The 25166-nt window shown below is 66.6% G+C and carries 20 protein-coding genes; 6 read left to right on the forward strand and 14 right to left on the reverse strand.

The annotated features are described in order from the left end of the window. Positions 1-76 precede the first annotated feature (76 nt). On the forward strand, positions 77-859 hold the full coding sequence (locus G5S35_RS34945) for an SDR family NAD(P)-dependent oxidoreductase (RefSeq protein WP_110327049.1): 783 nt from the start codon (positions 77-79) through the stop codon (positions 857-859). A gap of 56 nt (positions 860-915) precedes the next feature. On the opposite strand, the gene G5S35_RS34950 is transcribed toward G5S35_RS34945, so the two are convergent. Both G5S35_RS34950 and G5S35_RS34955 read right to left on the reverse strand, forming a co-directional pair. Continuing rightward, entirely contained in the window at positions 916-2013 is a 1098-nt protein-coding gene (locus G5S35_RS34950) for a porin (protein WP_183040134.1), read from the reverse strand. A gap of 559 nt (positions 2014-2572) precedes the next feature. Next, positions 2573-3331 (reverse strand): SDR family oxidoreductase, encoded by a 759-nt coding sequence (locus tag G5S35_RS34955; RefSeq protein ID WP_176081697.1) that lies wholly within the window; start codon positions 3329-3331, stop codon positions 2573-2575. Between the two features lie 170 nt (positions 3332-3501). Between G5S35_RS34955 and G5S35_RS34960 the strand changes: the two genes are divergently transcribed. Continuing rightward, positions 3502-4449 (forward strand): GlxA family transcriptional regulator, encoded by a 948-nt coding sequence (locus G5S35_RS34960; RefSeq protein WP_065064054.1) that lies wholly within the window; start codon positions 3502-3504, stop codon positions 4447-4449. Positions 4450-4488: 39 nt separating this feature from the next. Here the strand turns inward: G5S35_RS34960 and G5S35_RS34965 are convergent, their stop codons facing one another. From G5S35_RS34965 to G5S35_RS34985, 5 genes are all read right to left on the reverse strand, one after another. Next, complete coding sequence (locus G5S35_RS34965; protein ID WP_183040135.1) at positions 4489-5418, reverse strand: HpcH/HpaI aldolase/citrate lyase family protein; 930 nt, start codon at positions 5416-5418, stop codon at positions 4489-4491. After that, positions 5415-6587: a CaiB/BaiF CoA transferase family protein gene (locus G5S35_RS34970; protein ID WP_065064058.1), complete on the reverse strand. Its 1173-nt coding sequence runs from the start codon at positions 6585-6587 to the stop codon at positions 5415-5417. Before G5S35_RS34970 ends, G5S35_RS34965 begins: the two co-directional genes overlap by 4 nt. A 122-nt stretch (positions 6588-6709) precedes the next feature. Then, positions 6710-8461, reverse strand: coding sequence for an L-lactate permease (locus G5S35_RS34975; RefSeq protein ID WP_074983121.1), 1752 nt, complete (start codon positions 8459-8461; stop codon positions 6710-6712). Positions 8462-8599: 138 nt separating this feature from the next. Next, a complete protein-coding gene (locus tag G5S35_RS34980) occupies positions 8600-9538 on the reverse strand; it encodes a LysR substrate-binding domain-containing protein (protein WP_074983119.1) in 939 nt (312 codons plus the stop codon). Between the two features lie 9 nt (positions 9539-9547). Continuing rightward, positions 9548-10480, reverse strand: coding sequence for a helix-turn-helix transcriptional regulator (locus G5S35_RS34985; protein WP_183040136.1), 933 nt, complete (start codon positions 10478-10480; stop codon positions 9548-9550). Positions 10481-10592: 112 nt separating this feature from the next. Here G5S35_RS34985 and G5S35_RS34990 point away from each other — a divergent pair, with 112 nt between their 5' ends. The 3 genes from G5S35_RS34990 to G5S35_RS35000 all read left to right on the forward strand — a co-directional run bounded on the left by G5S35_RS34990 (position 10593) and on the right by G5S35_RS35000 (position 12847). Then, a complete protein-coding gene (locus tag G5S35_RS34990) occupies positions 10593-11480 on the forward strand; it encodes an SDR family oxidoreductase (protein WP_183040137.1) in 888 nt (295 codons plus the stop codon). A 304-nt stretch (positions 11481-11784) separates the two neighbouring features. Beyond that, positions 11785-11991 (forward strand): hypothetical protein, encoded by a 207-nt coding sequence (locus G5S35_RS34995; protein WP_065064067.1) that lies wholly within the window; start codon positions 11785-11787, stop codon positions 11989-11991. A 106-nt stretch (positions 11992-12097) separates the two neighbouring features. Then, complete coding sequence (locus tag G5S35_RS35000) at positions 12098-12847, forward strand: glycosyltransferase family 2 protein (protein WP_176081692.1); 750 nt, start codon at positions 12098-12100, stop codon at positions 12845-12847. 230 nt (positions 12848-13077) lie between these two features. On the opposite strand, the gene G5S35_RS35005 is transcribed toward G5S35_RS35000, so the two are convergent. From G5S35_RS35005 to G5S35_RS35015, 3 genes are all read right to left on the reverse strand, one after another. After that, complete coding sequence (locus G5S35_RS35005; RefSeq protein ID WP_183040138.1) at positions 13078-13647, reverse strand: DsbA family protein; 570 nt, start codon at positions 13645-13647, stop codon at positions 13078-13080. A 110-nt stretch (positions 13648-13757) separates the two neighbouring features. Next, positions 13758-15644, reverse strand: a complete 1887-nt coding sequence (locus G5S35_RS35010) for a tannase/feruloyl esterase family alpha/beta hydrolase (protein ID WP_183040139.1) — start codon at positions 15642-15644, stop codon at positions 13758-13760. Positions 15645-15974: 330 nt separating this feature from the next. Next, positions 15975-17228 carry an MFS transporter gene (locus tag G5S35_RS35015; RefSeq protein ID WP_183040140.1) on the reverse strand — a complete coding sequence of 418 codons (1254 nt, stop codon included), beginning with the start codon at positions 17226-17228 and terminating at the stop codon, positions 15975-15977. Between the two features lie 344 nt (positions 17229-17572). Between G5S35_RS35015 and G5S35_RS35020 the strand changes: the two genes are divergently transcribed. Beyond that, entirely contained in the window at positions 17573-19354 is a 1782-nt protein-coding gene (locus G5S35_RS35020) for a DNA-binding protein (protein WP_237181815.1), read from the forward strand. Positions 19355-19460: 106 nt separating this feature from the next. Here G5S35_RS35020 and G5S35_RS35025 read toward each other — a convergent pair whose 3' ends face one another. The 4 genes from G5S35_RS35025 to G5S35_RS35040 all read right to left on the reverse strand — a co-directional run bounded on the left by G5S35_RS35025 (position 19461) and on the right by G5S35_RS35040 (position 25118). Beyond that, entirely contained in the window at positions 19461-20906 is a 1446-nt protein-coding gene (locus tag G5S35_RS35025; RefSeq protein WP_183040141.1) for a cytochrome-c peroxidase, read from the reverse strand. A gap of 211 nt (positions 20907-21117) precedes the next feature. Continuing rightward, positions 21118-22899, reverse strand: coding sequence for a phospholipase C (locus G5S35_RS35030; RefSeq protein WP_074983106.1), 1782 nt, complete (start codon positions 22897-22899; stop codon positions 21118-21120). A gap of 522 nt (positions 22900-23421) precedes the next feature. Further along, complete coding sequence (gene ubiM, locus G5S35_RS35035; RefSeq protein ID WP_183040142.1) at positions 23422-24618, reverse strand: 5-demethoxyubiquinol-8 5-hydroxylase UbiM; 1197 nt, start codon at positions 24616-24618, stop codon at positions 23422-23424. Between the two features lie 77 nt (positions 24619-24695). Further along, positions 24696-25118, reverse strand: a complete 423-nt coding sequence (locus G5S35_RS35040; protein WP_065064081.1) for a hemerythrin domain-containing protein — start codon at positions 25116-25118, stop codon at positions 24696-24698. Positions 25119-25166 lie beyond the last annotated feature (48 nt).

Here is a 25166-nt window from a genome sequence, read left to right on the forward strand (position 1 = left end):
GCAATGCAGACGTAAATTCTGCATTTCGGGCAATTCAGAACAAACCGGTAACGCTCACATCGAGAGGTGAAGGACGATGCGATTCAAGGACAAGGTGGCCCTCGTGACCGGCGCAGCCAGCGGAATCGGGCGCGCGACGGCACAACGGCTGTATGACGAAGGCGCGTGCGTCGTGCTCGTCGACTGGAACCGCGACGCGCTCGCCGAGGCCGCCGCGCAGTTCGACGCGGCGCGCGTCTGGCACGGCGCGCTCGACGTCGCGCGCGAGGACGAGGTGGCCGCGTGCGTCGCGCAGGTGCGCGAGCGCTTCGGCGAAATCGACGCGCTCTGCAATATCGCGGGCATCGCGGGCGGCGATTATTCGATCGTCGCCGAAACCGATACGGCGGTATGGCAACAGATCCTCGGCGTCAATCTCATGGGCGTCGTGCATTTCACCAAATGGACCTCGCAGGCGATGATCGCGCGCGGGCAAGGGGCGATCGTCAATGTGGCGTCGGTGGCCGGCGTGCGCTCGGGCGCGGGCGGCAATGCCTATAGCGCTTCGAAGGCCGCCGTCATCAACCTCACGATGACGAGCGCCTGCGATCTCGCGCCGTGGGCGATCCGCGTGAACGCGGTCTGCCCCGGCCTGATCGAGACCGGCATGACCGCGCCCGTGTTCGACCGCGCGCGCGAACTCAACAAGACCGATCGGCTCGGCTACCGTTGCGAGCTGCGCCGTCCAGGCCGCGCGGCCGAAGTGGCCGCGGCGATTGCGTTTCTCGCTAGCGACGACGCCAGCTATATCACCGGCCAGGCGCTGCCCGTCGACGGCGGCAACACGGCTTCGCTGAATCTGCCCGGCATGAAAGTCTGAGCGCTGCGCGGGGTCTCGAAGCGCGCTCCGCGATGCGTTCGCGGAGCGCGCCGCGATCAGAACATATGGCGGATGCCGATGCTCGTGCCGACGGTCGAGCCGGTCACTTCGTTGAGCGCATTGTTGATCGACAGGCCCGTGTGCATGTTGCCGTGATTGTTCACGTAGCCCACCTGGCCGTAGAGCGTGGTGCGCTTCGAGAGGAAATACTGCACGCCGGTCGCGGCGAGAAGCGAATGATTCGAGCCTTCGTTGCCGTCGTGCGTGTACCAGACGCCCGCGTTGACGCTCAGGTACGGCGTGAAGAAGTAGCTCGCGCCGCCCGAGTACACGCTGTTGCTGAAGGAGCCCGCGACCTTGTAGAGCGCATAGGACGCGTACACGCTGAGGCTGTTTTCGAAACGGTAGCTCGCGCCGAGCGTGCGGCCCACGAATTCGACGGTGCTGGGCACCGGCGTGCTGGTCGCGCTGCCGCCCGCGTTGCCGTTGTAGAGCGCACCGGTCAGCGTGAGGCCGCCGAGGTGATAGCGCAGGCTCGCCGAATACTGGCGGCCCGCCTGGAAGTCGCCCGCCGTGCCGCCGAGCGCGAGCATGCCGGCCGCTTGCAGGCCGTAGATTTCCGGCGAGGTGTAGGTCAGAGAATTGCTGTTGAACAGACCCGTGACGTAGACGTTGTTCACGTAGCTCACGAGGCCGCTGCCGAAATACGACATGCCGCGCGGGTCGGTGTCGTAAAGCGAGAGGAAGAACGGCGAGAATTGCAGACCGGCCTTGACCGTGCCGTACGCGCTGCTCATGCCGACCCACGCCTGGCGGCCAAACATGTTGCCGTTCGAATTGTCGAAGCCGCCGTTGGCCACGCTGATGCCGCTCTCGAGGGTGAAGATCGCGCGCATGCCGCCGCCCAGATCCTCGGTGCCGCGCAAGCCGAAGCTCGATCCCGTCATGCCGCTGTCGGTGAAGGAGAACTGGTGACCCGCGTTTTGCCCCGTCGTCGTGTTGAGCGTATGGCTCGTGTAAAGCAGCGAGCCGTCGACGATACCGTACAGCGTCACGCTGCTCTGCGCCTGCGCGGCGCCCTCCACACCCAGCAGACCCGTGGCCGCGACCCCGGTCGCAAGCAGTTTTTTGCGTAGCGTATTGCGTTTGGACATTTTGGAATCCTGATTGTCTGGATGGATTTGGGGTGCGGCAAAACAGCGGGATTCGAACGACTTCTTTCGCGGTACGTCAGGGCACACGGACGCGGCGTGCGAACGCCGTCCATGCGCGTGGCGGTGGATGCCCGTGGGGGCGCCGCCGGCGATGCGTCACGCGGACGCCATCACGGGGATTGTTGCGGTGAAGCGGGAAGGGATGCCGTGCGGGCGAGGCCAGTTGAGCGGGCGCGATCGTGTCGGCGCGGCGCGAAACTGTGGCGGATTGCAGGTTGATGCAGCTGCTCGTTCACCGATTGCCTCTCCGTAAACCCGATGGGCTTGCAACGTCATCCACAGGGATGTCAGACGTGATTATTTTTGTACGGTCGTACGGAAAGTGTCACCCTGGGGGAAACGTGGGGTGCGTTGCGGCAAAGGCGAAAGATGCGGTAAGGCGGGGGTGATGGCGGGGTGTTGGCGGGGGATTGATGCGCCGCGCGCGCTGATCGGCGAGTTGATCGACGTCGTTTTTTGACGTGATTTTCGTCGTGCGCGCGCGGAAAGGTAAACGTTATTAAACCGGCAGCGGTTCGTCCACGACGGCCTGATTGAACTGCGCGATGAAGCCGTGTTCGTTCACGCCGGGGTTCGCGCGGAACGCCTTCGCGGACTCCACCAGCACTTCGGTTTGCGCCTCGGGCAGCGCGGCCAGCGTTTCGGCGATGAAGGCGTCGAGCGGCATCGCGCGCGGGTCGCCGCTCTTGCGGATCAAGTCGGTGTCCACCCACGGCGGCGCGATTTCGAGCACGCGCACGCTGGTGTCGCGCAGCATGAAGCGCTGCGAGAGCGTGTACGAATGGATTGCCGCCTTGGTCGCCGAATAGAGCGCCGTGGCCGCGAGCGGCACGTAGGCGAGCACCGAACTGTTGTTGATGATGGTCGCCTCGCGCTGCTGCTTGAGATGCTCGATGAAGGCGGCGCTCACGCGCACCGGGCCGAGCAGATTGGTCTCGATCATGCGCACGGCCTGGGCGTCGTCGAGTGCGCCGCCCGCGTCGTCGAACGGCATGATGCCCGCGTTGTTGATCACCACGTTCAGCGACGGATGGCGCGCGATCACCTGCTGCGCCACGGCGCGGATCTGCGCGGCGTCGTTGATGTCGAGCTGCACGGTGTCGATGCCCGGGTTCGCGCGCGCCACCTCGTCGAGCAGCGCCTGGCGGCGACCCGCGATGATGACCTGGTTGCCGAGCCGATGGAACGCTTCGGCGAGACCGCGTCCGATGCCCGAGGTGCCGCCCGTGATGAAGATCGTGTTGCCGGTGGTTTTCATGATCGTCTTTCCTTGTCGGATGAAGTTGGAGCCAGCGCGCTGTCGAACCCGTCCCATGGCGCGATGTCTTGCCGCCATTCTGGTCCGGATTGACCGTGGCTGAAATGACGTATAGGGTAGTGATTCAGGACATCAGCAAAAAACCACGGCCACACGGCGAGGAGCGGGTCATGCATCGCATCGGTTATCTGCTGTGCGACGGTTTTCAGGTCATGGCGATCGCCACGCAGACCGTTTTCGAATTCGCGAACGAAGCGGCCGGCAACGCGTTCTACACGTTAGAAAACTATTCGATCGCGGGCGGCGAAGTGCGCTCGTCGTTGGGCATGAGCGTGCGCACGCTGCCCGCGCCGCCGCGCCGGCAGATGGATACGTGGATGGTGGCGGGCGTGATCGATCCGGTCGCCATGCCGGCCTCGGAGGAGGCGCTCGCGTATCTGCGCCGCGCGAGCGCGCGCGCGCGGCGCGTGGCGGGCATCTGTACGGGCGGCTTCGTGCTGGCCGAGGCGGGCTTGCTCGACGGGCGCCGCGCCACCACGCACTGGGCGATCGCGCGCGAGATGCAGGCGCGCCATCCGGCGGTGCGCGTGGAAGAAGACCGCATCTATATCGTCGATGGCACGGTGTGGACCTCGGCGGGCATGACGGCCGGTCTCGATCTCGCGCTCGCGATGGTGGAGAAGGATCTGGGCGCGGACGTGGCGCGCTCGGTCGCGCACAAGCTCGTGATGCATCAGCGCCGCTCGGGCGGGCAGTCGCAGCATTCGGAAATGCTCGACCTCGCGCCCAAATCGGACCGCATTCAAAACGCGCTGGATTATGCGCGGCGCAATCTCGGCTCGCCGCTGACGGTGGAGACGCTGGCCGAGGCCGTGCATCTGAGCCCGCGTCAGTTCAGCCGCGTGTTCACCGCGGAAACGGGGCAGTCGCCCGCGCGCGCGATCGAGGGATTACGGCTCGAAGCGGCGCGATTGATGATCGAGCAGAGCGCGCATCCGCTCGATACGATTGCTCGCGAAACCGGCTTCCGCGACCGGCGCCATATGCGCGAGGCGTTCATGCGCGGTTTCGGCGTGCCGCCGCAGGCGGTGCGGCGCGAGGCGCGCGCGGCGGGGTGAGGCCATGAAGCGGCGCGGCGAACGCGTGCCGCCGGTGCGTCAGGCGTCCGCCATCGCCAGCACGCGTTGCGCCATGCGCACGTTGGCGAAATCGACGAGCTTGCCGTCGAGCGAGACCGCCGCGAGCCCGGCGGCTTGCGCCGCCTCCAGCGCTTCGATCGTGCGCCGCGCGTCGCGCACTTCGTCGTCGGTCGGCGAGAAGGCGGCGCGGGTCGGGTCGATCTGCGAAGGATGAATCACCTGCTTGCCGTCGTAACCCATCGCGGCGGCCTTCAATGCCCACGCGCGCGTGAGCACGGCGTCGCGGAACGCGCCGCACGGACCGTCGATGGCGCGCAGGCCGAAGGCGCGCGCGGCCACCAGCAGACGCATCATCGGATAGGTCCAGAGATCGAGCGCGGTCGTGCTGTAGTGGCCGTCGTCGGTCTTCGCGGTGTGCGCGTAGCCCGCGTGCGCGCCGCCGATCTCCACCGTGCGCGCGCAGATCGACGCCGCGAAATCGCCCACGCCGAAATGCAGCGCCACGAGCCGTTCGCTCGACGCGGCAATGTCGTCGACGCAGACGAGACCGCGCGCCGTTTCAATCAGCGCTTCGATGGCGAGGGGGCGATGTTCGGCGGCGCGCTCGCGCAGCCGCCGCTCGACTTCGTGCACCGTCGCGATGTTTTCCACCTTCGGCACGAGCACTGCATCGAGGCGGGCGGCGTCGCGCACGAGCGTGTCCACTTCGTGCACGGCGATACCGTGCGCCGTCGTGTTGATGCGCACCGACACCCACTTGCCCTGCCAGTCGAGCGTGTTGAGCGCCTGAACCGCGCCGTCGAGCGCTTCGCGTTTCTTGTCGAGCGGCACGGCATCTTCGAGATCGATGAACACCGCGTCCGCCGCGCTCGCCGCCGCCGATTGCAGCATGTTCTGCCGATGCCCAGGCACCGCGAGCACGGTGCGCGTCACGCGCGGCGCGTTCATGCTTCGCTCCGTTGCGCGGCGCGTTCGGCAAGCTCCGCGAGAATGGATTCGGTGTGCTCGCCCACGGCGGGCACCGGACCCATCACGGGCTCCACGCCCGCGATCGTCACGGCGGGCAGGAACATGTCCATCGCGCCGCGCTCGGTGTCCACGCTGCGATAACGATCGCGCTCGACGAGTTGCGGGTGCTCCAGCAGCGCCTCCACGTCGTTCATCTTGCCGTTGGCGATCGCGGCGCGGTCGAGCCGCGCGAGCACTTCGTCGCTCGTCCACGCGGCGAAGCGTTCGGTGATGCCGCGTTCGAGCGCGTCGCGATTCGCGAGGCGCAGCGAATTCGTCACGTAGCGCGGATCGGTCGCGACGCTCGCATCGCCGAGCACGACCTCGCAGAAGCTGCGCCATTCGCGTTCGTTCTGCACGCCGAAGAACACCGTCTTGCCGTCGCCGGCCGCGAACGGTCCGTACGGCGCGATGGTCGCGTGGCGCGCGCCGCTGCGCGGCACGGGTTCGCCGCGTCCGCGCGTGTAGTAGGCGGGGTAGCTCATCCACTCGGTCATCGCGTCGAACAGCGAGACTTCGAACGCCATGCCGCGGCCCGTGCGCGCGCGCTGATGCAGGCCCATCAGGATGCCGTTGAGCGTGTACATGCCGGTGGCGATGTCGGCGATCGCGAGGCCGCATTTCGAGGGCGTCTCGGGCGTGCCGTTGATCGAGAGGAAGCCGGTTTCGCACTGCACGAGCAGGTCGTAGGCCTTCTTGCTGCTGTACGGGCCGCCGCTGCCGTAGCCTGAAATATCGCAGGCGATCAGGCGCGGGAAACGCTCGACCAGCGACTTCGCGTCGAGGCCCTGACGCTTCGCCGCGCCCGGCGCGAGGTTCTGGATAAACACGTCGGCGCGCGCGAGCAGCGCTTCCAGCGTCTCCTGACCTTGCTCGTCCTTGATGTCGAGCGCGAGGCTTTCTTTCGAGCGGTTGGTCCAGACGAACTGGCTCGACAGCCCGTCCATCGCGGTGTCGTAGCCGCGCGCGAAATCGCCCGCGCCCGGACGCTCGATCTTGATGACGCGCGCTCCCCAGTCGGCGAGATGGCGGCTGGCGAGCGGCGCGGCGATAGCCTGTTCGATCGAGACGACCGTGATGTCGGCGAGCGGGAGAGCGGAGTTATGCATGACGTCGGGTTTCCTTGCTAGTGTGCGGCGCGGCGGCTTGCGCATCGATGAATCATGCGGGCCGCGCGACGCGAAATACGGGTCTGGCTATACAGCGTGAAATTGACTTGCGACAACGTGCGTTACGGCACCATCCAGCCGAGCAGCGGCGTGGACTGCGCCCAGACGAGCAGGCTCAGCGCCGCGATCATCAGCACGGTCCAGCCCGCGACGCGGCGAAACAGCATGCCCTCGCGGCCGACGAGGCCCACCGCGACCGCGCCCACGGCGAGGTTCTGCGGCGAGATCGCCTTGCCGACCACGCCGCCCGAGGTGTTCGCGGCGGTGAGCAGAATGTCGGAGAGGCCGGTGTGATGCGCGGTCGTCAACTGGAGCATGCCGAACAGCGCGTTGGCCGAGGTGTCGGAGCCCGTGAGCGCGGTCGCGAACCAGCCGAGCACCGGCGAAACCGGCGCGAAGGCGGTGCCGGCGCGCGCGGCCCAGATGCCGAGCGTCACGATCTGCCCGGAGAGATTCATGATGTACGCGACGCCCACGACGCAGCAGACCGTGAACACGGCCCAGCGCAGTTCGTGCAGATTCTTCACATACGCGCGGGCGGCGGTGCGCACGTCGAGCTTGAGCAGCGGCACCGAGAGCGCGCCCGCGATCAGCACGATCGAGCCGGCGGACAGCAGCCATTCGAATTTCGCGTTGACGGCGGACACGGCCGCGCCTTTCGGATCGACGACATGCAGGCCGGGCCACGCGAACGCCGAGGTCAGCGCGCCCATCGCGTGTGCCACGAAACCGATCTGCGTGGCGGCGACGACGAGAATCACGGCGGCGTAGGGCGCGAGCGCGCGCAGCACTTCGGCGGTGGAGTCGCGCGGGGTGTCGGCGAAAGCGTGACGTTGCGTATGTCCTTGCGTCGTGTGTTGCGCGGCGGATTCGAACGACGCGCCGCCGCCCGTCATCGGCATGGCGAGCGCGCCGCCTTGCAGGCCCGCGCCACGTGCGTCGCGCGCTTCATGCGCGGGTTGCGCGCCGCCACCGGCCGCGGCGAGATCGCTGCGCAGCACCGCCGGCGACCACAGACGCAGAAACGCGATCGATGCGCCCGCGCAGAACAGCGCCGCGACGATATCGACGAGTTCGACCGGCAGCGCCATCGAGCCCGCGAACTGCGCGAACGCGAAAGCAAAACCGGCGACTGCGGCGAGTGGCCAGACTTCCTTGAGTCCGCGCCGGCCGTCGAGAATGAACACGAGCATGAGCGGAATGAACAGCGAAAGCAGCGGCGCCTGGCGTCCGACCATCACGCTGATGTCGTGCACCGGCAGGCGCGTGATCTTGGCGAGCACGGTGATCGGCAGGCCGAGCGCGCCGAACGCGACCGGGCTGGTGTCGGCGAGCAGGCAGACGGTCGCGGCCTTGATCGGCTCCACGCCGAGCGAGATCAGCAGCACGGCGCAGATCGCGACCGGCGCGCCGCCGCCCGCGAGTGCTTCGAGCAGCGCGCCGAAGCAGAACGCGATCAGCACGGCCTGCACGCGCTGATCGGGGCTCACATGGGCGAGTGCGCGGCGCAGCACGTCGGCGTGGCCGCTCGCCTGGGTGAGCTTGAACAGCCAGATCGCGTTGATGCCGATCCAGATGATCGGGAAGAAACCGATGGCCGCGCCTTCGAGCGCGCCGCTCACGACCTGGCCGCCGGGCATGCCGTAGACGAACGCGGCCACGATCATCGACACGATCAGCGAGGCGAGCGCGGCCCAGCGCGCGGGCAGGCGCAGCACGCCGAGCAGCACGAACAGGGTCAGGAGCGGGAGGGCCGCGAACGCGGCGGAAGCCGCGACGGAATGCGCGACCGGATCGAATATCTGGGTGTACATGCGTCTCCTTCGAACGCCTCACGGACGTTTTCTATCGAATCGAAGGAGACAATCTAACCGCCGGCGCGCGCGTCGTGAAATACCGATTACGGCTATCGGGTATAGGTCCAGCCTATAGCGGCTCTGTCAGCGCGCGGTTCAGCGGCGCGAACGGGGCGCGGATCGGCCCGGCAGCACGCCCGCCCAGACGCCGCTTTCCACGAGTTCGGCGACGAGCTGCTCGACCGTTTTCTGGATCGCCAGCGAGGCGGCGCTGGTCGGCAGCGCATTGGGCACGCACAACGCCACGGCGCGCGAGATTTCGGGTTCGACGAGGCGGTGGATCAGGTGCTGATCGGCGCTGCGGCCGAATGCGTCGGACGAGACCAGGGTGACGCCGCCGCCCTGGCGCGCGATCGCGAGCATGGTCGGCAGCGAGTCGATGTCGGCGACCACTTTCGGCTCGATGCCTTCGCGCGCGAAGGCGCGCTCGATCAGCAGACGCAGGCCGTTCGCGGCGCTCGGCAGCACGAGCGGCACGTCGGCGAGACGCCGCAGCGGCACGTCCGCGCCCGCGCCGATGCCGTCGATTTCGCCGAACACGTACAGGTTTTCTTCGAACAGCGGCTGCACGGCGATACCGCGCGTTTCGGCTTCGCGAAACAGGATCGCCATGTCGAGGCGGCCGTTCGCCATCAGCTCGGCAAGATAGCCGCTCATGCCCTCGACGATATGCAGCCGGATGCCCGGGTAGTGGCGCCGCACGTACTCATAGAGCGGCAGCGCGAACACCACGGCCACGCTGGTCGGCAGGCCGATGGCGACCTGGCCCGATTCGGTGCCTTTCACCTGCACGGCGAGCGGGATTTCCTCGACCTGGCGCAGCACGTCGCGCGCGCGCAGATAGAGCGCGCGGCCCGCCTCGGTCGGCTGCACGCCCTGATGGCTGCGCAGCAGCAACTGGCTCTTGAGTTCGCCTTCGAGGTTCGCGACCTGCTGGCTCAGCGACGGCTGCGCGACGCACAGCCGCTCGGCTGCCTTGGAGAGACTGCCGCAATCGACGATCGCGACGAAATACTTGAGTTGGCGGATATCCATAGGCCTAGCTTATCGCACGCCGGGCTCCGCCGTCATGTGTGTCGCGTCGTCGCTGGTGGATGGCGCGGTCGATGTCTCGGTCGAGGAATCGGGCGAAGATTCCGCCGAAGCCGCCTCTTCGATCAGCGCCCGGATGCGCGCGTTCGTCTCCGCGCCGAGCGGGTTGTAGACCAGCATGTGCAGATCCGGGCGGCCATCGACGGCAAACGCCGACTGCTCCATCTCCACGAGACCGAGCGTCGGATGATGCAGGCGCTTCACGCCGTGCGCCTCGCTTTGATCGTGTACTTCATGGCTGCGCCAGAGCGCGTCGAATTCGGGGCTCAAGCTGCAGAGTTCATCGACCAGCTCTCCTACGGCGGAGACGAGCCCGGCGCGCGCGACATCGGCCCGGAACGCGCCGACCACGAAGCGCGCGACCGCCTCCCAGTCGTGCTGCTTGGCGCGCACGTCGGGATTGCAGAACAGAAAGCGCAGGATATTGCGCTGGCCGGGCGGCAACTTGCTGTAATCGGTCAGCACGATGGCGGCGGCGCGGTTCCACGCCACCACGTCCCAGGTCGCCGTCTTGATGATGGCCGGGCTGTATTGCAGCGAATCGAGCAGCCGTTGCAGACGCGGATTCACGCCCTCGACGGGCCGGTAGCGCACTTCCGGCGGCCGTCCGAGACCGAGCATGAAAAGGTGCTCGCGTTCAGGTTCGGTGAGCATCAGCGCGCCCGCGATGCGATCGAGCACTTCGGGCGAAGGCGCGCCGCCGCGCCCCTGTTCGAGCCAGGTGTACCAGGTCGGGCTGATATGCGCGCGCTGCGCGACTTCCTCGCGGCGCAGGCCGGGCGTGCGGCGGCGGCCGCTGAAGCCGAAGCTGGCGGGATCGAGCCGCGTGCGGCAGCGCTTGAGAAAGTCGCCGAGCGAGGCGACCGAGGCAACGTGGGGAGGCATGTTCGCAGCGATCCTCGCTATCCTGTTAATCATCTTAATATGATGATCTCACTACTTTAACGGTATAGATAAACGGCAGATAGTACGCGTTCCACGACCCAGGAGTAGCAACATGCGTATTTTTCTGACCGGCGCGACCGGCTTTATCGGCTCGGCGCTCGTGCGCGAACTCATCGACGCGGGCCACGACGTGCTCGGCATGACGCGTTCCGATGCGGGTGCGCAGGCGCTCGAACAAGCGGGCGCGCAGGTGCATCGCGGCACGCTCGAAGATCTCGACAGCTTGCGCCACGGCGCGGCGCAAGCGGACGCGGTGATCCACACGGCGTTCGATCACGATTTCTCGCGTTTCGTCGAGAACTGCGAAAAGGATCGCCTCGCGATCCGCGCGCTCGGGTCGGCGCTCGCGGGCTCGAACCGTCCGCTCATCATCACGTCGGGCACGGGCGTCGGCAGCGGTCAGCACGGCGAGCCGGCCAGCGAGGACGTGTTCAACGCGACCCATGCGAATCCGCGCATCGCTTCCGAACTGACGGGCCAGGAACTGCTCGATGCGGGGCTCGACGTGCGCGTGCTGCGTCTGCCGCAGGTTCACAACCCGTACCGGCAAGGGCTCATTACGCCGCTCGTCGCGGTGGCGCGCGAGAAGGGCGTGTGCGCCTGGGTGGGCGACGGCCAGAACCGCTGGCCGGCCGGTCATCTGTCGGACGTGGTGCGGCTCTATCGCCTCGCGCTCGAAAAAGGCGCGCCGGGCGCGCGCTATCACGCCGTCGGCGAAGAGGGCGTGTCGAGCCGCGCGATCGCCGAGTCGCTTTCGCGCGCGCTCGGATTGCCGACGGCGTCGATTGCGCCCGCCGAAGCGGCGGCGCATTTCGGCTGGATGGCGATGTTCGTCGGCATGGACATGCCGGCGTCGAGCGCACTGACGCGCGCGCGGCTGGGCTGGCAGCCGGTTGGCCCGACGCTGATCGCCGATCTCGACGAAGCGCGTTTCGTGTAACGGAGGATTGGGACGCGGCGTGCGCAATGCTCACGCTAATGCCTGGTAATTAGTTCGGCATGCTGATCGATTGATTGCGATCTGAGCGCCGGATTTTCAGGTGTGCCGTGCCGCTCATGCGGGCACGGCGCACGACCTCGTCCGCATTCGGGAGAATCCTTACCAATACTTTCTACGTATTGCGAATTATCGGAGTCAGGCGCGGAAAGAACGCGTAACACAGCGTAAACAAGCTGCGATTGAATTCTGCAAGCATACCGGCCAGCTTGTTGCTTTATTTCGTTGCCTGAAGAAGAGAGTTTTCATGAAGAAGTTGCTGGCGCTGGCAAGCGCAATTGCAGTGGCGGCCGCGCTGGGCGGTTGCTGCCTGTGGCCGTTCTGTGGTCCGGGTGCGTGGGGTCCGGGTGGTGGTCCCGGCGGCGGTGGCGGTGGTGGATTCGGCGGCGGCCCCGGTGGCGGTGGCGGCCCGCACGGCGCGATCGTCGTGCCGCACGCGAGCACGTTCGCCTGATCGACCCGAAGCCTGAAGCGCGCATGACGGACCGCCGCGTTGCCGTGGCCGGTGCGTCGCGCGCGCATCCTCCGATATGGCAGTCACGCAGGATGTTGAGGATAACTTGAAAGCATCGCAGCTAGGCGTAGCGATCATCACCCTGAACGCCGGAAAGCATCTGGCGGAGTGCCTGCAATCCGTGCGCTTCGCCGACGAAATCGTCGTGATCGACAGCGGCAGCACCGACGACACCCTGGAGATCGCCCGCCAGCACGGCGCACGCGTAATCGAAGCGGATTGGCCTGGTTTCGGCGCGCAGAAGAATCGCGCGATCGATGCCTTGTCGACGCAGTGGATTCTGTCCATCGACGCCGACGAAGTCGTCACGCCCGAACTCGCGCAATCGATTCGCGAGGCGATCGCGCAACCCGATCAGGTCGTGTATGCGGTCGATCGGCTGTCGAGTTTCTGCGGTCAGTGGATCTATCACTCGGGTTGGTATCCGGACTGGATTCCGCGTCTGTTTCCGCGCGACGTGGCGCGTTTTTCGACTGACCTCGTGCACGAGCGCGTGGTGTACGACGCACCGTCTCGCCGTCTCACGGGCAAGCTGATGCATTACTCGTACGACGATGTCGAAAGCGTGCTGCGCAAGATGGATCTGTATTCGACGCTGGGCGCCGAGCAGCGGCGCGCGTCGGCGAAACGCAGCAGTGTGAGCAAGGCGCTCGGGCGCGGCCTGTGGGCGTTCATTCGCACCTATGTGCTGCGGCGCGGCTTTCTCGATGGCCGCGCGGGTCTCGTGATCGCGGTGTACAACGCCGAAACGGTTTATTACCGCTTCCTGAAGCTCGCGCGTCTCGGTACGCCGTAACGCGTGGAAAGCGGCGGTCGATGTGAGTCGATCGCCGTTTTTTTGATGCCTCTTTGCAACTAACTGCCAATCGCGCCGAGCGTTGCCCAGTCAGACCCCACGCGAAAAGCATCATGCCCGAACGCACCGCAAGAGCTTGCAGTGCGTCCGGTCATGCGGTCGGTCGTGCGTTCGGCTCCGACCGCGAATGCCGTCGGTTTTCTTGACGCGTCAGCGTGAAAAGCAGCGCGTTAACGCAGACGCTCGGCCCACGCAGCGACCTCATCGCCGCTGCTGATCTTCGGATCGACCAGCCCGTCGATCATGAAGGTCGGCGAAACGTGGATGCCATTCTGGCGAGCGTATTTCGCGTGCCATTTCACTTCGGTGTCGAGGCCGGGAATCGCGAACGCCTCGCGCAGCGCGAGGCCGCAATAGCGTTCGAGGCGCGCGATGATGTCGTTGGGCGTCGCGTCCATGTTGGGGCCGCCGCAATGGCGTTCGAATTCGAATTCCTCGCGCTGCGCAGCCACCGCGGCCATCACCGCTTTCGCGCTTTCCTTGCCGCCCGGCAGCGTCGACGCCGCCAGAATGCAGCGCACGATCACGCCCGAATACATATGCCACGGCTGCGATTGCAGGCGGATCTTGATCGTGACGTTCTCCGCGCCCGCGGTGTCGAGCAAGGCGTCGAGCTTGCCGAACGCGCGCACCGAGTACGGGCAGGTCGGTTCGAGAAAGACTTCGAACACGCGCGGGCCGTGGCCCCAGGCGAGCGGATCGGCACGCCACGTGGGCGCGGAAGAAGCGGGTTGCGTCATGGTTTCGGATTCCGGTTGAGGATGAGTGATGTCACGCGACGAGTACGCGGCGTGCGAGCGACGTGCAAGCGGCGTGCACGCGGCCTGAAAACCGCGCACGTCGCGTACCGTCAGGGTCTGGATTGCGGCAGCGGGAAAAGCGTATCGTCGCGCACGACGTACTGCTTCTGGAAGCCCGGACGCAGCATGAACGCGCCGTACCAGTCGATCGAAGCGGGCTCCTTCACGGGGCACGCCGCGGGACCGTAGCTCGACGCGAGTTTCGGGTCGCCCTTGCCGAGATAGTGCGCGATCTGCGGGAACGGATAGATCGGACGGCTCGCGAGCGCCGGCTGATTCGGGATCGCCACGGGAGGCAGGGCCGCGTGCGCGCCCATGCCGCCGCCGCGTCCGTCGCTGCCGCCTTGCGGGCCGTCCGTCTGCGGGGCGCCATGTGCGGTGCTAGTGGCCGAAGCCCCCGAGGCAGCGGAAGCACCCGAAGCCCCCGGCGGCGGCCCGAAGCCGCCCGCGCTCGCGGCGATACGATCCGCGTGCAGGCTCGCGGGCGCGGTGCCGCGCTCGACCCACGCCATCAGCGGGCTCAGCGTATCGACTTGCGCGAAGCCGTCGCCGCCGCCGCAGTGGCCCACGCCCGGGATCATGAAGAGGCGCAGGAAACGGTCGGTCGCGGCCACGCCCAGCTCGGCCTGCACGGCGCGATAGTAGGCGATGGAGATCATCGGCGCGATCGAGAAGTCGGCCCAGCCGTGCCACATGATGAGCTTGCCGCCGCGCGCGGAGAACGCGTGCAGATCGGGATTGGTCGCGTCGTTGAGCGGATGCAGTTCCTGCATGCGCGCGAATTGGGCGGTCGTGAACGGGAACGTCGTCGCGCTCGATTCGGCCTGCGACGGCGCGAGATTGACCACCGGCACCATGCTCGCGAACAGCGATTCGGACATCACGCGCGAGTTGGCGTCGCGCGGCACGAACGAGCCCCACATCAGTTCCGAGCCAGGTTCGAGGCTGCCCGGCAGGAAGCGATGACCGGCGGCGTCGGTCGGGCCCGTGTAGATTTTCTGCGCCACCGACCATTCGGCGGGCGTGAGGCAGTGCGCCGTATCGGCCGCACCGGTCTTGCACGCAACCCAGCCCGGCTGCACGCGACACGCGCGCGGATCGCTGAGCAGGCCGTCCTTGACGCCGTCGAGCGTGTCGCAATGTGCGATCACCGCATCGTGCAGCACGCGCAGCTTCGGCGCGAGCAGGATCGGCTTGCCGTTGCTGTCGCGATTGGCGGCTACGGTCCACGCGTGGAAGAACGAGTTCTGGATCTGGAACAGCATCGCGGGCGCGCCCGCCGAAATGCCGTCGAAGTCCTCGGGATAGCGCTGCGCTTCCATCAGCGCTTCGCGGCCGCCGTCCGAGCAGCCGGAGAAATACGCGTAACGCGGTGCGACGCCGTAGAACGCGCGCATCAGCGCTTTCGAGGCGAGCGCGGTCAAGTGATTCGCGCGATAAGCGAAATCGATGCGCTTTTGCGGATCGGCCGCGAACGCGCCTTCGTCGGGCGCACCCATGCGGCCCGTGTGGCCCATGTCGGTGGCGGCGACGGCGAATTCTCCGTCGAGCGCGGGACGGCAATCGCCCGCGTTGCCGATGCTCGCGTTGATCTGGCCGCAGAGCCCGCCGCAACCGGCTTGCAGATAGCGTTGCGTCCACTTTTGCGTCGGCAGGTCGAGCTTGAAGCCGATCGACGGCGCGATCGTGCCGCTCACTTCGCAGAACTCGCCTTGCGCGGTGTTCACGCGTTTCGTTTCGATGGCCACGGCGGCGCCGACGGCGACATCGAGCTTCGTCTGGGCGAGCGCCTCGCAGCTTTGCACGGGCGCGACCACGGCCAATGTCGTGCCGGGATCGGCGAAGGCGGGCGCCGCGCGCAGCAGCGCCAGCCCCGCGAGCAGGAGGAGCGCAACGGCGAACGCGGCCGCGCGACGGGAAAGCAGAGTTAAGGACATGGCGTTCATGGAGAGAAACGGTGGGCACTCGCGTGCCGGAGGTCGGCACGGCGAACAGGCCGCCGCGAATTCAGGAACCGTGTTCTTAGCATTTTTTTCGATTCGATGGCGCGGGTTCGGCGGCGCGATTATGACAATCGATGACCGGATAAGCAGAAAGCATGGCGCGCTGAATGTCGATGCAGCGGCGCGGCAGGAGTCTCCGGCCAGGCGCGTGCGCGATTTTCCGGCGTGGCGCAAACGCAGATCGAGCCTGGCATGTGGGTGGATTTCAATCGCGCTATTTGATTGGGCATGCTTAGCAGTGTGCCCGGGATAGGCCGCCCAGACTCAACCTCGTCCGCCGCGCATCGTCGCCGCATAAGCGATGAGTCCGAGCAGCGGGCCGGGCACGAGCAGCCACGTCGCGTCGAGTCCGATCTGGCCGAACAGCGCGGTCGTGGCCGCGATCGACACGACCGTGATCGCGAAGCCGATCGAATTCGAGATCGCCAGCGCGCCGCCGACCGCGCCCGGCGGGCACGCTTTCGCGGCGAGCGCCGAGAACTGCGGCGAATCGGCGATCACCGTCGCGCCCCACGCGAGCAGCAGCGCGCCGAGTGCCACGGGCGGCAGATGGCGCCAGGCGAGCGAGAACGTCAACGCGCACGCACCCGACATCGCCAGCGCGCCCAGCGCGACCTTTGCGCTGCCCGCGCGGCGCGACAACGATCCGCCGATCCAGGTGCCGAGCGCCCCGATGCCGATGATGCAGAACGCCACGCCCGAGACGCCGAGGCGCGGAAACGTGGCCGCGAGCGCGGTGCGCGAAACCAGCAGCGGCACCGTCGTCCAGAACGCGTACAGCTCCCACATGTGGCCGAAATAGCCGAACGTCGCCGCGCGAAACGCGCGAATCCGGAACATCGACCACGCGCTCGCGGCGATGGACGCGCGGTGCGCATCGTCATCGGCACGATCCGGCTGCGCGCGGGCGCGCGTGTACGGCCCGTCGCCGAGCGAGCCGACAAGCACGGCGCCGACCAGCGCGAGCGCCGACGACGCCGTGATCACGAGTTGCCAGGGAAAGCCCGCGCCGGCGAAGCGCATCGCGTGCGGCAGCGCCGTGCCGAGCGTCAACATGGCGACGAGCTGTGCGAGCGCCTGGCCGGTTTTCTCGGGCGCCCAGCTCACGATCAGCTTCATGCCCATCGGATAGATCCCGGCGAGAGTCACGCCCACGCAGAAGCGCAGCGCCGCGCCGCTGATGAGACCGCCCGCGAGCCACGCGAAGGCGAAATTGAAGCCTGCGCCCGTCACCGAGCTCAGCACGAAAATGCGGCTGGCGGCGTATCGGTCGGCGGCGCCCGTCGACGAGATCGTCAACGTGCCGAGAATGAAGCCGATCTGCACCGCGTTCGTGAGCCAGCCGATATCGGCGGCCGTGGCATGCCAGATGCGCATGAGATCGCCGGCGGTGCTGTTGGCGCTGAACCAGAGCGAGGTGCCGAAAAGCTGCGCGATGGCGATGGTGCCGACGGCGCCCGGCAGACGCGGCGCCTGCCGGCGATTCCCGTGGCGTTTGCGGGCGAGGGCGGTGTTCATGGTGAGGCGCGTGCGATGATTGTTCATCATAGCGAGCCCGGCAGGCGGCGAATGGCGTTTTTGTCGGCGATTCACCAGACAAATGCGCCTGGAGCACAGGTCGAGCGCAGGTCAAGCGCGTCCAGATTACGTCTTGAAGAACGCGGCATCGCTTTATAAAATTCGACCCGCACTATTCGGCGACGACATCCAATTGCGCGAATACGTCCCCGTTCCCCCGGCTTTTCCGCCAATTAACTTTGGGGCCGAGACCCGACAATTTTCATATTGCGGGGGCTATGCTCACCACCGATCGACCTGCGGTTGCGTCGATCGTCAATTTTCTTAGCGTTATCGAGGCGGATATGTCTAGCAGCAGTATTGCGATCACCGACGAACTCGTCGCTGAAATCGCGGACCGGATGGCCGAAGACGGCCAGACGGTGTCGCCCGTGGCCATCTGGTCGGAAGTCCATACCGGCTCCGTGGTCTCCGTCGCCGCGTCGCTGCGCAAGTGGCGCGAGGCGCGTGCGCCGCGCGTGCCGCAGGTTTCCGAGCGCCCGGCCTTGCCCGACGCCGTCACCGAAACGATGCGCGACGCGCTCGACCGTCTGTGGACGTCGGCGCAGGACGAGGCCGAGCGCGCCGTGACGCGCCGTCTGGCGTCGATGCGCGAGCGCGTCGAAGACGCGTGCAACGAGCGCGACGACGCGCTCGCCGAGTTGCAGAACACCGTCCAGGAACTGGATTCGCTGCAAGTTCAGCTGGACCGCATGACGAGCGCCTACGAAGCGAAGGTCGACGCCGGCAGCGGACTGGACGAGGACATCGCACTGGCCGTGCAGCGCACCGACGCCGCCGAAAAGCGCGTGCAGGAACTGACCGAGCGCGTCAACCTGCTCGAAGCGGAACTCGAGCAGGCCGCGTCGGAATTCGCGGCCGAGCGCGCGGCGCGTGAAGCCGCCGAGGCCGAAGTGGTCCGCCAGACCGAAATCGCCGCGGCAGCCACGGCCGCCGCGCAGCAGATCGTGGCGGAGCAGGCGGCGGCAGCGGAACGCGCGGCAGCCGAGCAGGCGGCAGCGCAAGCGGCAGCGGAACAGGCTGCGGCGGAAAAGGCCGCTGCGGATCAGATCGCGGCGGAGCAGGCGGCTGCCGAACAGGCCGCTGCAGAGCAGGCGGCAGCGGAACAAGCCGCCGAGCAGGCAGCGGCGGAACAGGCCGCGGCGGAACAAGCAGCAGAGCAAGCCGCAGCCGAACAGGCAGCCGCACAACAAGCCGAACCCGCCGTCGATAACGAAGCCGAGCGCGCCGCGCTGGAAGCCGCGCACGCGGAAACGGTCGCGCGTCTGGAAGGCGAGCTCGAATCGATCCGCGCCGCGCTGCAAGTCGAGCAGGAAGCCCACGCCGCGCGTCGCGACGAAGTCAGCAGCGTGCAAGCCGAACGTGACGCCGCCGCCAGCGAGTTGCAGAACGTGCAGACGCAGGTTGCCAGCCTGACCGAAGAGCGCGATGCCGGCGCGACCGAGATCGCGCGTCTGTCGGCGACCGTGACGGAAGCGCAGGAGCGCGCGGCCGAACTGTCGCAACTCGCGAAAAACGCGGCAGCCGAAGCCGCCGCGAACGCGGAAGCGATCGCCAAGGCCGAGCAGGCGGTGAAGGACGCGCAGGAAGCGCATGAGGCGCTGCAGGCGCAGGCACAAGCGCAGGCCGAGGAAGCTCAGGCAGCCGCGTCGGCGCCGCAGGAAGCGCAGCAAGCAGCGCAGCAGGACACGGCGGCCATCGAAGCGCTGGAAACGCTGAAGGCCCAGTTCACGCAGGAAGCGCAAACGCACGCCGCCGCGATCAACGAAGCGCGCGACAACCTCAAGAAGTGGGCCGACTACGCGAACGGCCTCAAGCAGCAACTGATCCAGTCCAACGAGCAGATGATGCTGATCCACGCACGCGGCGTGGGCGAAGCATCGCTGAGCCGCCGCCTCGCCGGCGAGCTGAGCCAGCTCAAGCCGGATCACGAGTTGCTGCGCAAGGAGTTCCAGCAGCGCGTCATCGTCGAGGCGATCAGCGCCCAGCTCGAAGCACAGGGCTATCGCTACGACGCGTCGACGGGCGCGGTCACGAAGCTGAACGCCGAGAACGCATCGGCCTGACGCTTTGGACGCACGCACCGGCGCGCCTCGCCGGTCGACAAAACAAAAAACGCGCGGATCGCTCCGCGCGTTTTTTTTCGCCTCGTGCCAATACCGGCAGCCGCGCTCACTTCGCCTTGTAGCCGTCCGTGAGCGTGCCGATGAACGCGATGATGTCCTGGATATCCTGATCGGACATCGCGGGCTGATCGGTCGGCTTGCGGTCGAACGGCGCATCGGCGTAATCGACGTTGCCTTGCCACGCCTTCGGAATGTCGTTGTACACCTGCACCTTGCCCGAAGCGTCACGCGGATAGATCTTGCCCGGATCGGTATTGCGCAGGTTGTAGAAGTCCATCACCTGTTTCAGATCGTGATAGACGCCGTTGTGGAAATACACGTGACGAATTGCGCTGTTGCGCAGCGTCGGCGTGAGGAACATGCCGCAATACTGCGTCTGCTTCGCCAGGTCCTGGCGGATCGGCCCGCACAGTCCGAGGTCGAAGAATTTCGGATCGCGATTCGCTTCCAGGCGCGGATTGCGCGGCACGCCGAGCGCTTCGTACTGCGTGTCGGTGAAGAGCGGCGGCAGGCCGTCCGAGGTCGGCTGGCTCAAGTGGCAACCGGCGCAATTCGCCTTCTTCGAATCGTTGAACAGACGCAGGCCGCGCAGTTCCGCGTGCGTGAGCCGCGCCTTGCCTTGCAGCCACGCGTCGTATTTGCTCGTGAACGCGTGGAAATCCGGTTCCTCGAATTCGAAGCGGCCGACCGCGAACATCGCCTCGGCGGTCAGCAAGGTCGGGTTGTCGAAGATGCGCGGGCCGAACAGTTTGCGGAAGGTGTCCGAGTACGACGCGTGCGCGAGCTTCGCGGCGACCGTGGCGGCATCCGGGTTCGCCATTTCGGTCGGATTGAGCAGCGGCCCGAGCGCCTGGCGCTGATACGAATCGGCGCGACCGTCCCAGAACAGGCCGCCCACTGGCACCATGGCGACGGTCGTGGGCGTCGCGCCCGCGACCTTGTCGGCGCGCTGCGTGCCCTTGGCGGCCTGGGCGAGCGCGTTGAAGTCGGGCGGCGCGGCGGCGTCGGCGGCATCGGGGCCGATGCTGAACGGCGCCTGGCGATACAGATACGCGAGCGAGGGCGGTGGACGATAGCTCTGGCGATCGAGATTCGGGCCGCCCAGTTGGGCGTCGAGATCGTTCGGCGGACCGTAGCCACGCGTCGCGCTATGACACGACGCGCACGACTGCTTGCCCGACGCGGACAACGACGTGTCGTAAAAAATCTGCTTGCCGAGTTTCGCGACCGCGCTCAGCGGCGCCTGCGGCGGCAACACGAGCTGCACGGGATGCGGATTGGCGCCGGTGAGGTCTTCCACCGCGTCGCCCACGGCGGCGGGCATGCGTTCGGGATAGGCGAGCGCGTAGCCGGCCAGCCCGGCGAGCGCGAACAGCGCGACCGCGCAGCCGGTCAGCAGGCGCGTGCGGCCGCGTGTCCGGCTGGCGCCGGGCGGCCCCTTGGGCGCGGAGGACTCGGCGGAAGGGGACGGACGGTACGGTTGCGTTGACATAGACGAGTGATGAGCGATGCCCGCGAGGCCCGGCGAACCTGCGTGCATGCCGGGCGCTGTAAAGAGGAACAAGCCAGGAAAAAAGCATCGGTCCGACCGTGGCCGGACCGATGCGCAAGAGCGTCCCCACACTGCGTCAAGCGATGCAGGCAGGTCGGGACGCCCGTCGATGGTCAAACAAACATTGCGCCGGACGCGACCGGTGCGACGCTTAGAGCGACGGCCCGGTGATCGCAGCGGGCGCCGACGAGAGCTGCGTGCCCTTGTTCGAGTCGAGATACAGCGGCGCGATCGGCGACGTGCTCGCGAAGTTGAACAGGTTCATGATGCTGCCCGCGTTCGCGTCGTTCGAGCCCTGGCCGATGCGCGCGCCGCCGAGCCAGTTGTCCTCGATGAAGCGCACGACCGAGGACTGCGTGACCACGGTGGTGCCGTCGACGAAATTCGCCTTGGCGTACGGCGAGATCACGAGGAACGGAATGCGCGTGCCCGGACCGCAGCGGCCATTCACGGCGCCGCCGTTCACGCCCGCGCCTTGCACCGCGCCCGTGGCGTTACACACGCCCGCGCCGTTGAGCTGGTCGGCGCCCGTCACGGCCGTCTTGGTCGTCTGGCCCGTCGTTTCCGCCGAGGTCGAGTCGAACGAGGAGGTCGTCGGCGCGATGTACTGGTGGTCGTACCAGCCGTCCGAGTCGTCGTAGGTCACGATGACCGCGGTGTTCTTCCAGTCGGGCTGCTGCTGGAGGAAGTTCACCACGCTCGTCACGAACGACTGTTCGTCGAGCGGATCGGAGTTGCCAGGGTGGGCGTCGGCGACCGCCGGTGCCTTCAGGAAGCTCACCGACGGGAAGTTGCCCGCCTTGACCGCCGTGAAGAAGTCGTTCACGTCGTACTGGTGATGCACGGGCGTGGCCGTGTTGTCGAGCGGATCGGTGTAGCCGATCGCCGCCACCGACGACGGACGCGTATGCGCGAGGTTCTGCGTGCTCGTGTAGTACTGGAACCACGCGTGATGCTGCACGTAGTCGTTTTCGCTCGCGCCGAGCACCGACGAATACGTCGAGCGGTTGCAGCCCGTCGTGCCGTTCGCGTTCACGGTCTGCAGATTGAAGCCGCCCATGAAGCCGCCCCACGTGACGCCGCTCGAATTCAGCAGATCGCCGATGTTCTTCGAGGACATCGCCGCCGTCGTGCTCGAACCGGCCGCGACCGTGCAGGCGTCGCCGGTCGGGTCGAGGTCGCCGACGAGCGTCCAGCCGCCTTGCAGGTCGTACACCACGTCGGTCGACGGGCTCGTCGTCGCGCTGCCCGTGACGACCGCGCCGCTCGACGTCACCACGGCGCCGTTGTGCTGGCCCGAGATCACCGAGATCGCGCCCGGCGTCGACGGACCGTAGGTGTCCGTGTACGCGTTGTCGCTCATCGCGAAGTGCTGCGCGTAGTTCCAGAGCGCGGTCACGGTGTTGCCGTCGAAATAACCCATCACGAGGCCCGGCTCGCCGAACGTGTTCGCCGAACCCACGGCGTTATTGCCGGTGTTCAGCGGATACAGATCCATCTTCCCGTCGTCGGCGGCGAGCTGTTCCGGCGTGTAGTTGTGGTTCTGGCTTTCCGTGGCGGCCTGCGAACGGTCGAGGCGGAACGGATTGATGTTGGTCCCGCTCGGGTTCTTCGTATTCGCGACGGTCGGGTTGCTCGTCAAGAGCGCGGTCGTGAGACCGTTGACGGTCGGCGTGCCCGAGGCTGCCGTAAACGTCGGCTCGCCTTCGGGGTTCTGCGCGTTCGGATAGGTGCCGAAGTAATGGTCGAAGGACTCGTTCTCGCCGAAGATGACCACGAGGTGCTTGATCGGCGTGCTCGTCGCGAGCGCGTCTTGCGGCGACACGGCCGCCGTCGTCGAACTGGACGGCGTGTTGTTGCTGCTGCCGCAGGCCGCGATGGTGGCGACCGCCGCAGCGAACGAGATGGATAGCAAAGCTTTTCTGTGTTGCATTTCGCGCGCTCCTGGATTTTAGTATGGCGCTTCGTCTTATTGGGTTGAAAGCAAGCAGTGGGTCAATCGCAATATTCGCAATCGGGATTCTTTGAGGCGCCGTCAAAGTGGGCGCATTGAATCATTCGAGTGTGAAACTTTTATAAAGAATTCCGAATATCCGGTAGGCGGTTTTCGGCGATTATTGCAGTCGATGCAGGTAATGAAGACGTTTGACGCCCGGCAGGAATCGGGCAATTGAAAGCCGGCGGCGAGCGGCTGGCGGGCAGGGGTTTACAGCGTGAAAAGCACAACGCGGTCGTCGAGGGCCGCGTTGCTTTGAATTAACTCGTTGATAATCAGGTTCTAATTTCTTAATTCGACGCTGAAATAAATCGTAAAATTACTGTTATTAATTTATTGAAATATTTCGATCGTATTTCGTGCGTATTTCGTTTTGCTTTTATTGACGGCGGACCTTTGCCGTTTTTGAAACCGGCGCGTGGGCGAGCGCCGGTAATTTTTCGTCATCCAATGTGCTGATTATCCGGTCAGCGAAGCGGCCACGGCTTTGCGGAACGGCGCGAGATGCGAGGCCGCGCGCAGCATGACGTTGCGCGCGAGGCGCGCGGGCAGCGTGCCGTTGGTGTAGATCTCGGTGATCAGGCGCGTGGCCAGAAACAGCGGCCGCGTCGCGCGCCGATGGCGGCTCTCGTAGCGGCGCAACACGTTCAGCGCGCCGATATCGCCGCCTTCGCGCAGCGCGGTCGTCAGGCACTCGCAAAGCGTTTCGACGCTCGCGAGGCCGAAGTTGAAGCCGTGCGCCGTGACCGGATGCATGCCCACGGCCGCGTCGCCGATCGCGGCAAAACGCGTGGCCGCGAAGCGGTCCGCGTAGACCGAAACCAGCGGATAGAGATGGCGCGTGCTGACCAGTTGCATCGCGCCGAGCCGCCGCGCGAAACGCCTTTCGAGATTCGCGCCGAACGCTTCAGCATCGAGCGCCGCGAGCGCGCTGATTTCTTGCGCGGGCAGCGTGAGCACGACCGACGACTGATGCGCGCCGCTCGGCGCATGCGCGTTCATCGGCAGCAGCGCGAGCGTCTGGCCGTAGCCGAACCACTCCCAGGCCGCCTCGCGATGCGGCAGCTCGTGCGTCATGCGGCAGACGAGCATGGTCTTGCCGAAGTCGTGCAGATCGGCGGCGATGCCCATCATGCGGCGCGTCGCGGAAAAGCGGCTGTCGGCGGCCACGACCAGCGCGCCCGTCAAGACCGTGCCGTTGTCGAGCGTCACGCGCGCCGCTTCGGCGCCGGTGTCCACAGCGCTGACCGCTTCGCCCGCGATCACCGTGACATCGCCGTGCGTGGCGATGTTCGCCTGCAACGCGTCGAAAGCCGCCTGGCGGATGACCTGGTTGGCGACCAGCCAGCCCAGCTCCGCATGCTCGCGCGAGTCGCTGCCGATTTCGAGCGCATGCGTGGAGAGGCCGTTGAAGATTTTCGCGGCGCGCATCGGCGAGCGGGCGTCGGCGTCGATACGCTCCCACAGGCCGAGTTCGCGCATCAGGCGCACGGAGGGTTGCGTGAGCGCGATTTCGCGGCCGTCGAAGGCGGGCGCGGCGATCACGTCGAGCGGCTGTTGCTCGACGAGCGCGATGCGCAGGCCGCGGCCGCTGAGCGCACGCGCGAGACAGAGACCGACGGGGCCGCCCCCGACGATGATGACATCGTGATTCATGGACCTGTTCTGCGGAGGGAGTGAGCGGAAAGGAAACAGCGATGCGCCGGAGCGCGGGCACGAAAGCGCGGCGCGCGTCAGACGACCGGCGCGACGCCGGTCTCGCGCATGTGGCCGATCATCATCGAATCCATCGTCTTGACGTGAAACGCGAACCACTCGCGCAATTCGCCGATCAGCCGCCGGCCGAGGTCGAAGCGCGCGTTCTGCGCGATCTCGTCGCGCACGAGGCCGGCGACGTGCAGCGCGTGGCGATGCTGGCCCGCGTGGCAATGACGCGGCCCGAATTCGAGCGCCTCCATCCAGCGCTCTTCTTGCGCAAAATGCTCGCGCGTGTGCGCGATCCACACGTCGAGCGCGCCGACGAGCGCCGCGTCCGGTGCATCGTGCGCGAGGTCGAGCAGGCGCACGAATTCGGTGTGCATGGCGTCGGTGACGGGCTCGCCGAGTTGCAGCTCGGGAGGCAAAAGCGAGGGAGAAGACGCGACGGGCGAGGACATGAGGCGGGGCGGAGCGAGCACAACGGCTGTCTCGGGGAAATTATCAAG

The organism is Paraburkholderia tropica (genome assembly GCF_014171495.1).
GTDB lineage: Bacteria > Pseudomonadota > Gammaproteobacteria > Burkholderiales > Burkholderiaceae > Paraburkholderia > Paraburkholderia tropica.

Coding starts and splice junctions, on each gene's coding strand:
- G5S35_RS34970 (WP_065064058.1), bottom strand. CDS start 6,587: ATGCATAACTCCGCTCTCCCGCTCGCCGACATCACGGTCGTCTCGATC.
- ubiM (WP_183040142.1), bottom strand. CDS start 24,618: ATGAATCACGATGTCATCATCGTCGGGGGCGGCCCCGTCGGTCTCTGT.
- G5S35_RS34965 (WP_183040135.1), bottom strand. CDS start 5,418: ATGAACGCGCCGCGCGTGACGCGCACCGTGCTCGCGGTGCCTGGGCAT.
- G5S35_RS35040 (WP_065064081.1), bottom strand. CDS start 25,118: ATGTCCTCGCCCGTCGCGTCTTCTCCCTCGCTTTTGCCTCCCGAGCTG.
- G5S35_RS35020 (WP_237181815.1), top strand. CDS start 17,573: ATGTCTAGCAGCAGTATTGCGATCACCGACGAACTCGTCGCTGAAATC.
- G5S35_RS35025 (WP_183040141.1), bottom strand. CDS start 20,906: ATGTCAACGCAACCGTACCGTCCGTCCCCTTCCGCCGAGTCCTCCGCG.
- G5S35_RS35010 (WP_183040139.1), bottom strand. CDS start 15,644: ATGTCCTTAACTCTGCTTTCCCGTCGCGCGGCCGCGTTCGCCGTTGCG.
- G5S35_RS35015 (WP_183040140.1), bottom strand. CDS start 17,228: ATGAACACCGCCCTCGCCCGCAAACGCCACGGGAATCGCCGGCAGGCG.
- G5S35_RS34995 (WP_065064067.1), top strand. CDS start 11,785: ATGAAGAAGTTGCTGGCGCTGGCAAGCGCAATTGCAGTGGCGGCCGCG.
- G5S35_RS34955 (WP_176081697.1), bottom strand. CDS start 3,331: ATGAAAACCACCGGCAACACGATCTTCATCACGGGCGGCACCTCGGGC.
- G5S35_RS34985 (WP_183040136.1), bottom strand. CDS start 10,480: ATGCCTCCCCACGTTGCCTCGGTCGCCTCGCTCGGCGACTTTCTCAAG.
- G5S35_RS34980 (WP_074983119.1), bottom strand. CDS start 9,538: ATGGATATCCGCCAACTCAAGTATTTCGTCGCGATCGTCGATTGCGGC.
- G5S35_RS34945 (WP_110327049.1), top strand. CDS start 77: ATGCGATTCAAGGACAAGGTGGCCCTCGTGACCGGCGCAGCCAGCGGA.
- G5S35_RS34990 (WP_183040137.1), top strand. CDS start 10,593: ATGCGTATTTTTCTGACCGGCGCGACCGGCTTTATCGGCTCGGCGCTC.
- G5S35_RS35005 (WP_183040138.1), bottom strand. CDS start 13,647: ATGACGCAACCCGCTTCTTCCGCGCCCACGTGGCGTGCCGATCCGCTC.
- G5S35_RS35030 (WP_074983106.1), bottom strand. CDS start 22,899: ATGCAACACAGAAAAGCTTTGCTATCCATCTCGTTCGCTGCGGCGGTC.
- G5S35_RS34975 (WP_074983121.1), bottom strand. CDS start 8,461: ATGTACACCCAGATATTCGATCCGGTCGCGCATTCCGTCGCGGCTTCC.
- G5S35_RS34960 (WP_065064054.1), top strand. CDS start 3,502: ATGCATCGCATCGGTTATCTGCTGTGCGACGGTTTTCAGGTCATGGCG.
- G5S35_RS34950 (WP_183040134.1), bottom strand. CDS start 2,013: ATGTCCAAACGCAATACGCTACGCAAAAAACTGCTTGCGACCGGGGTC.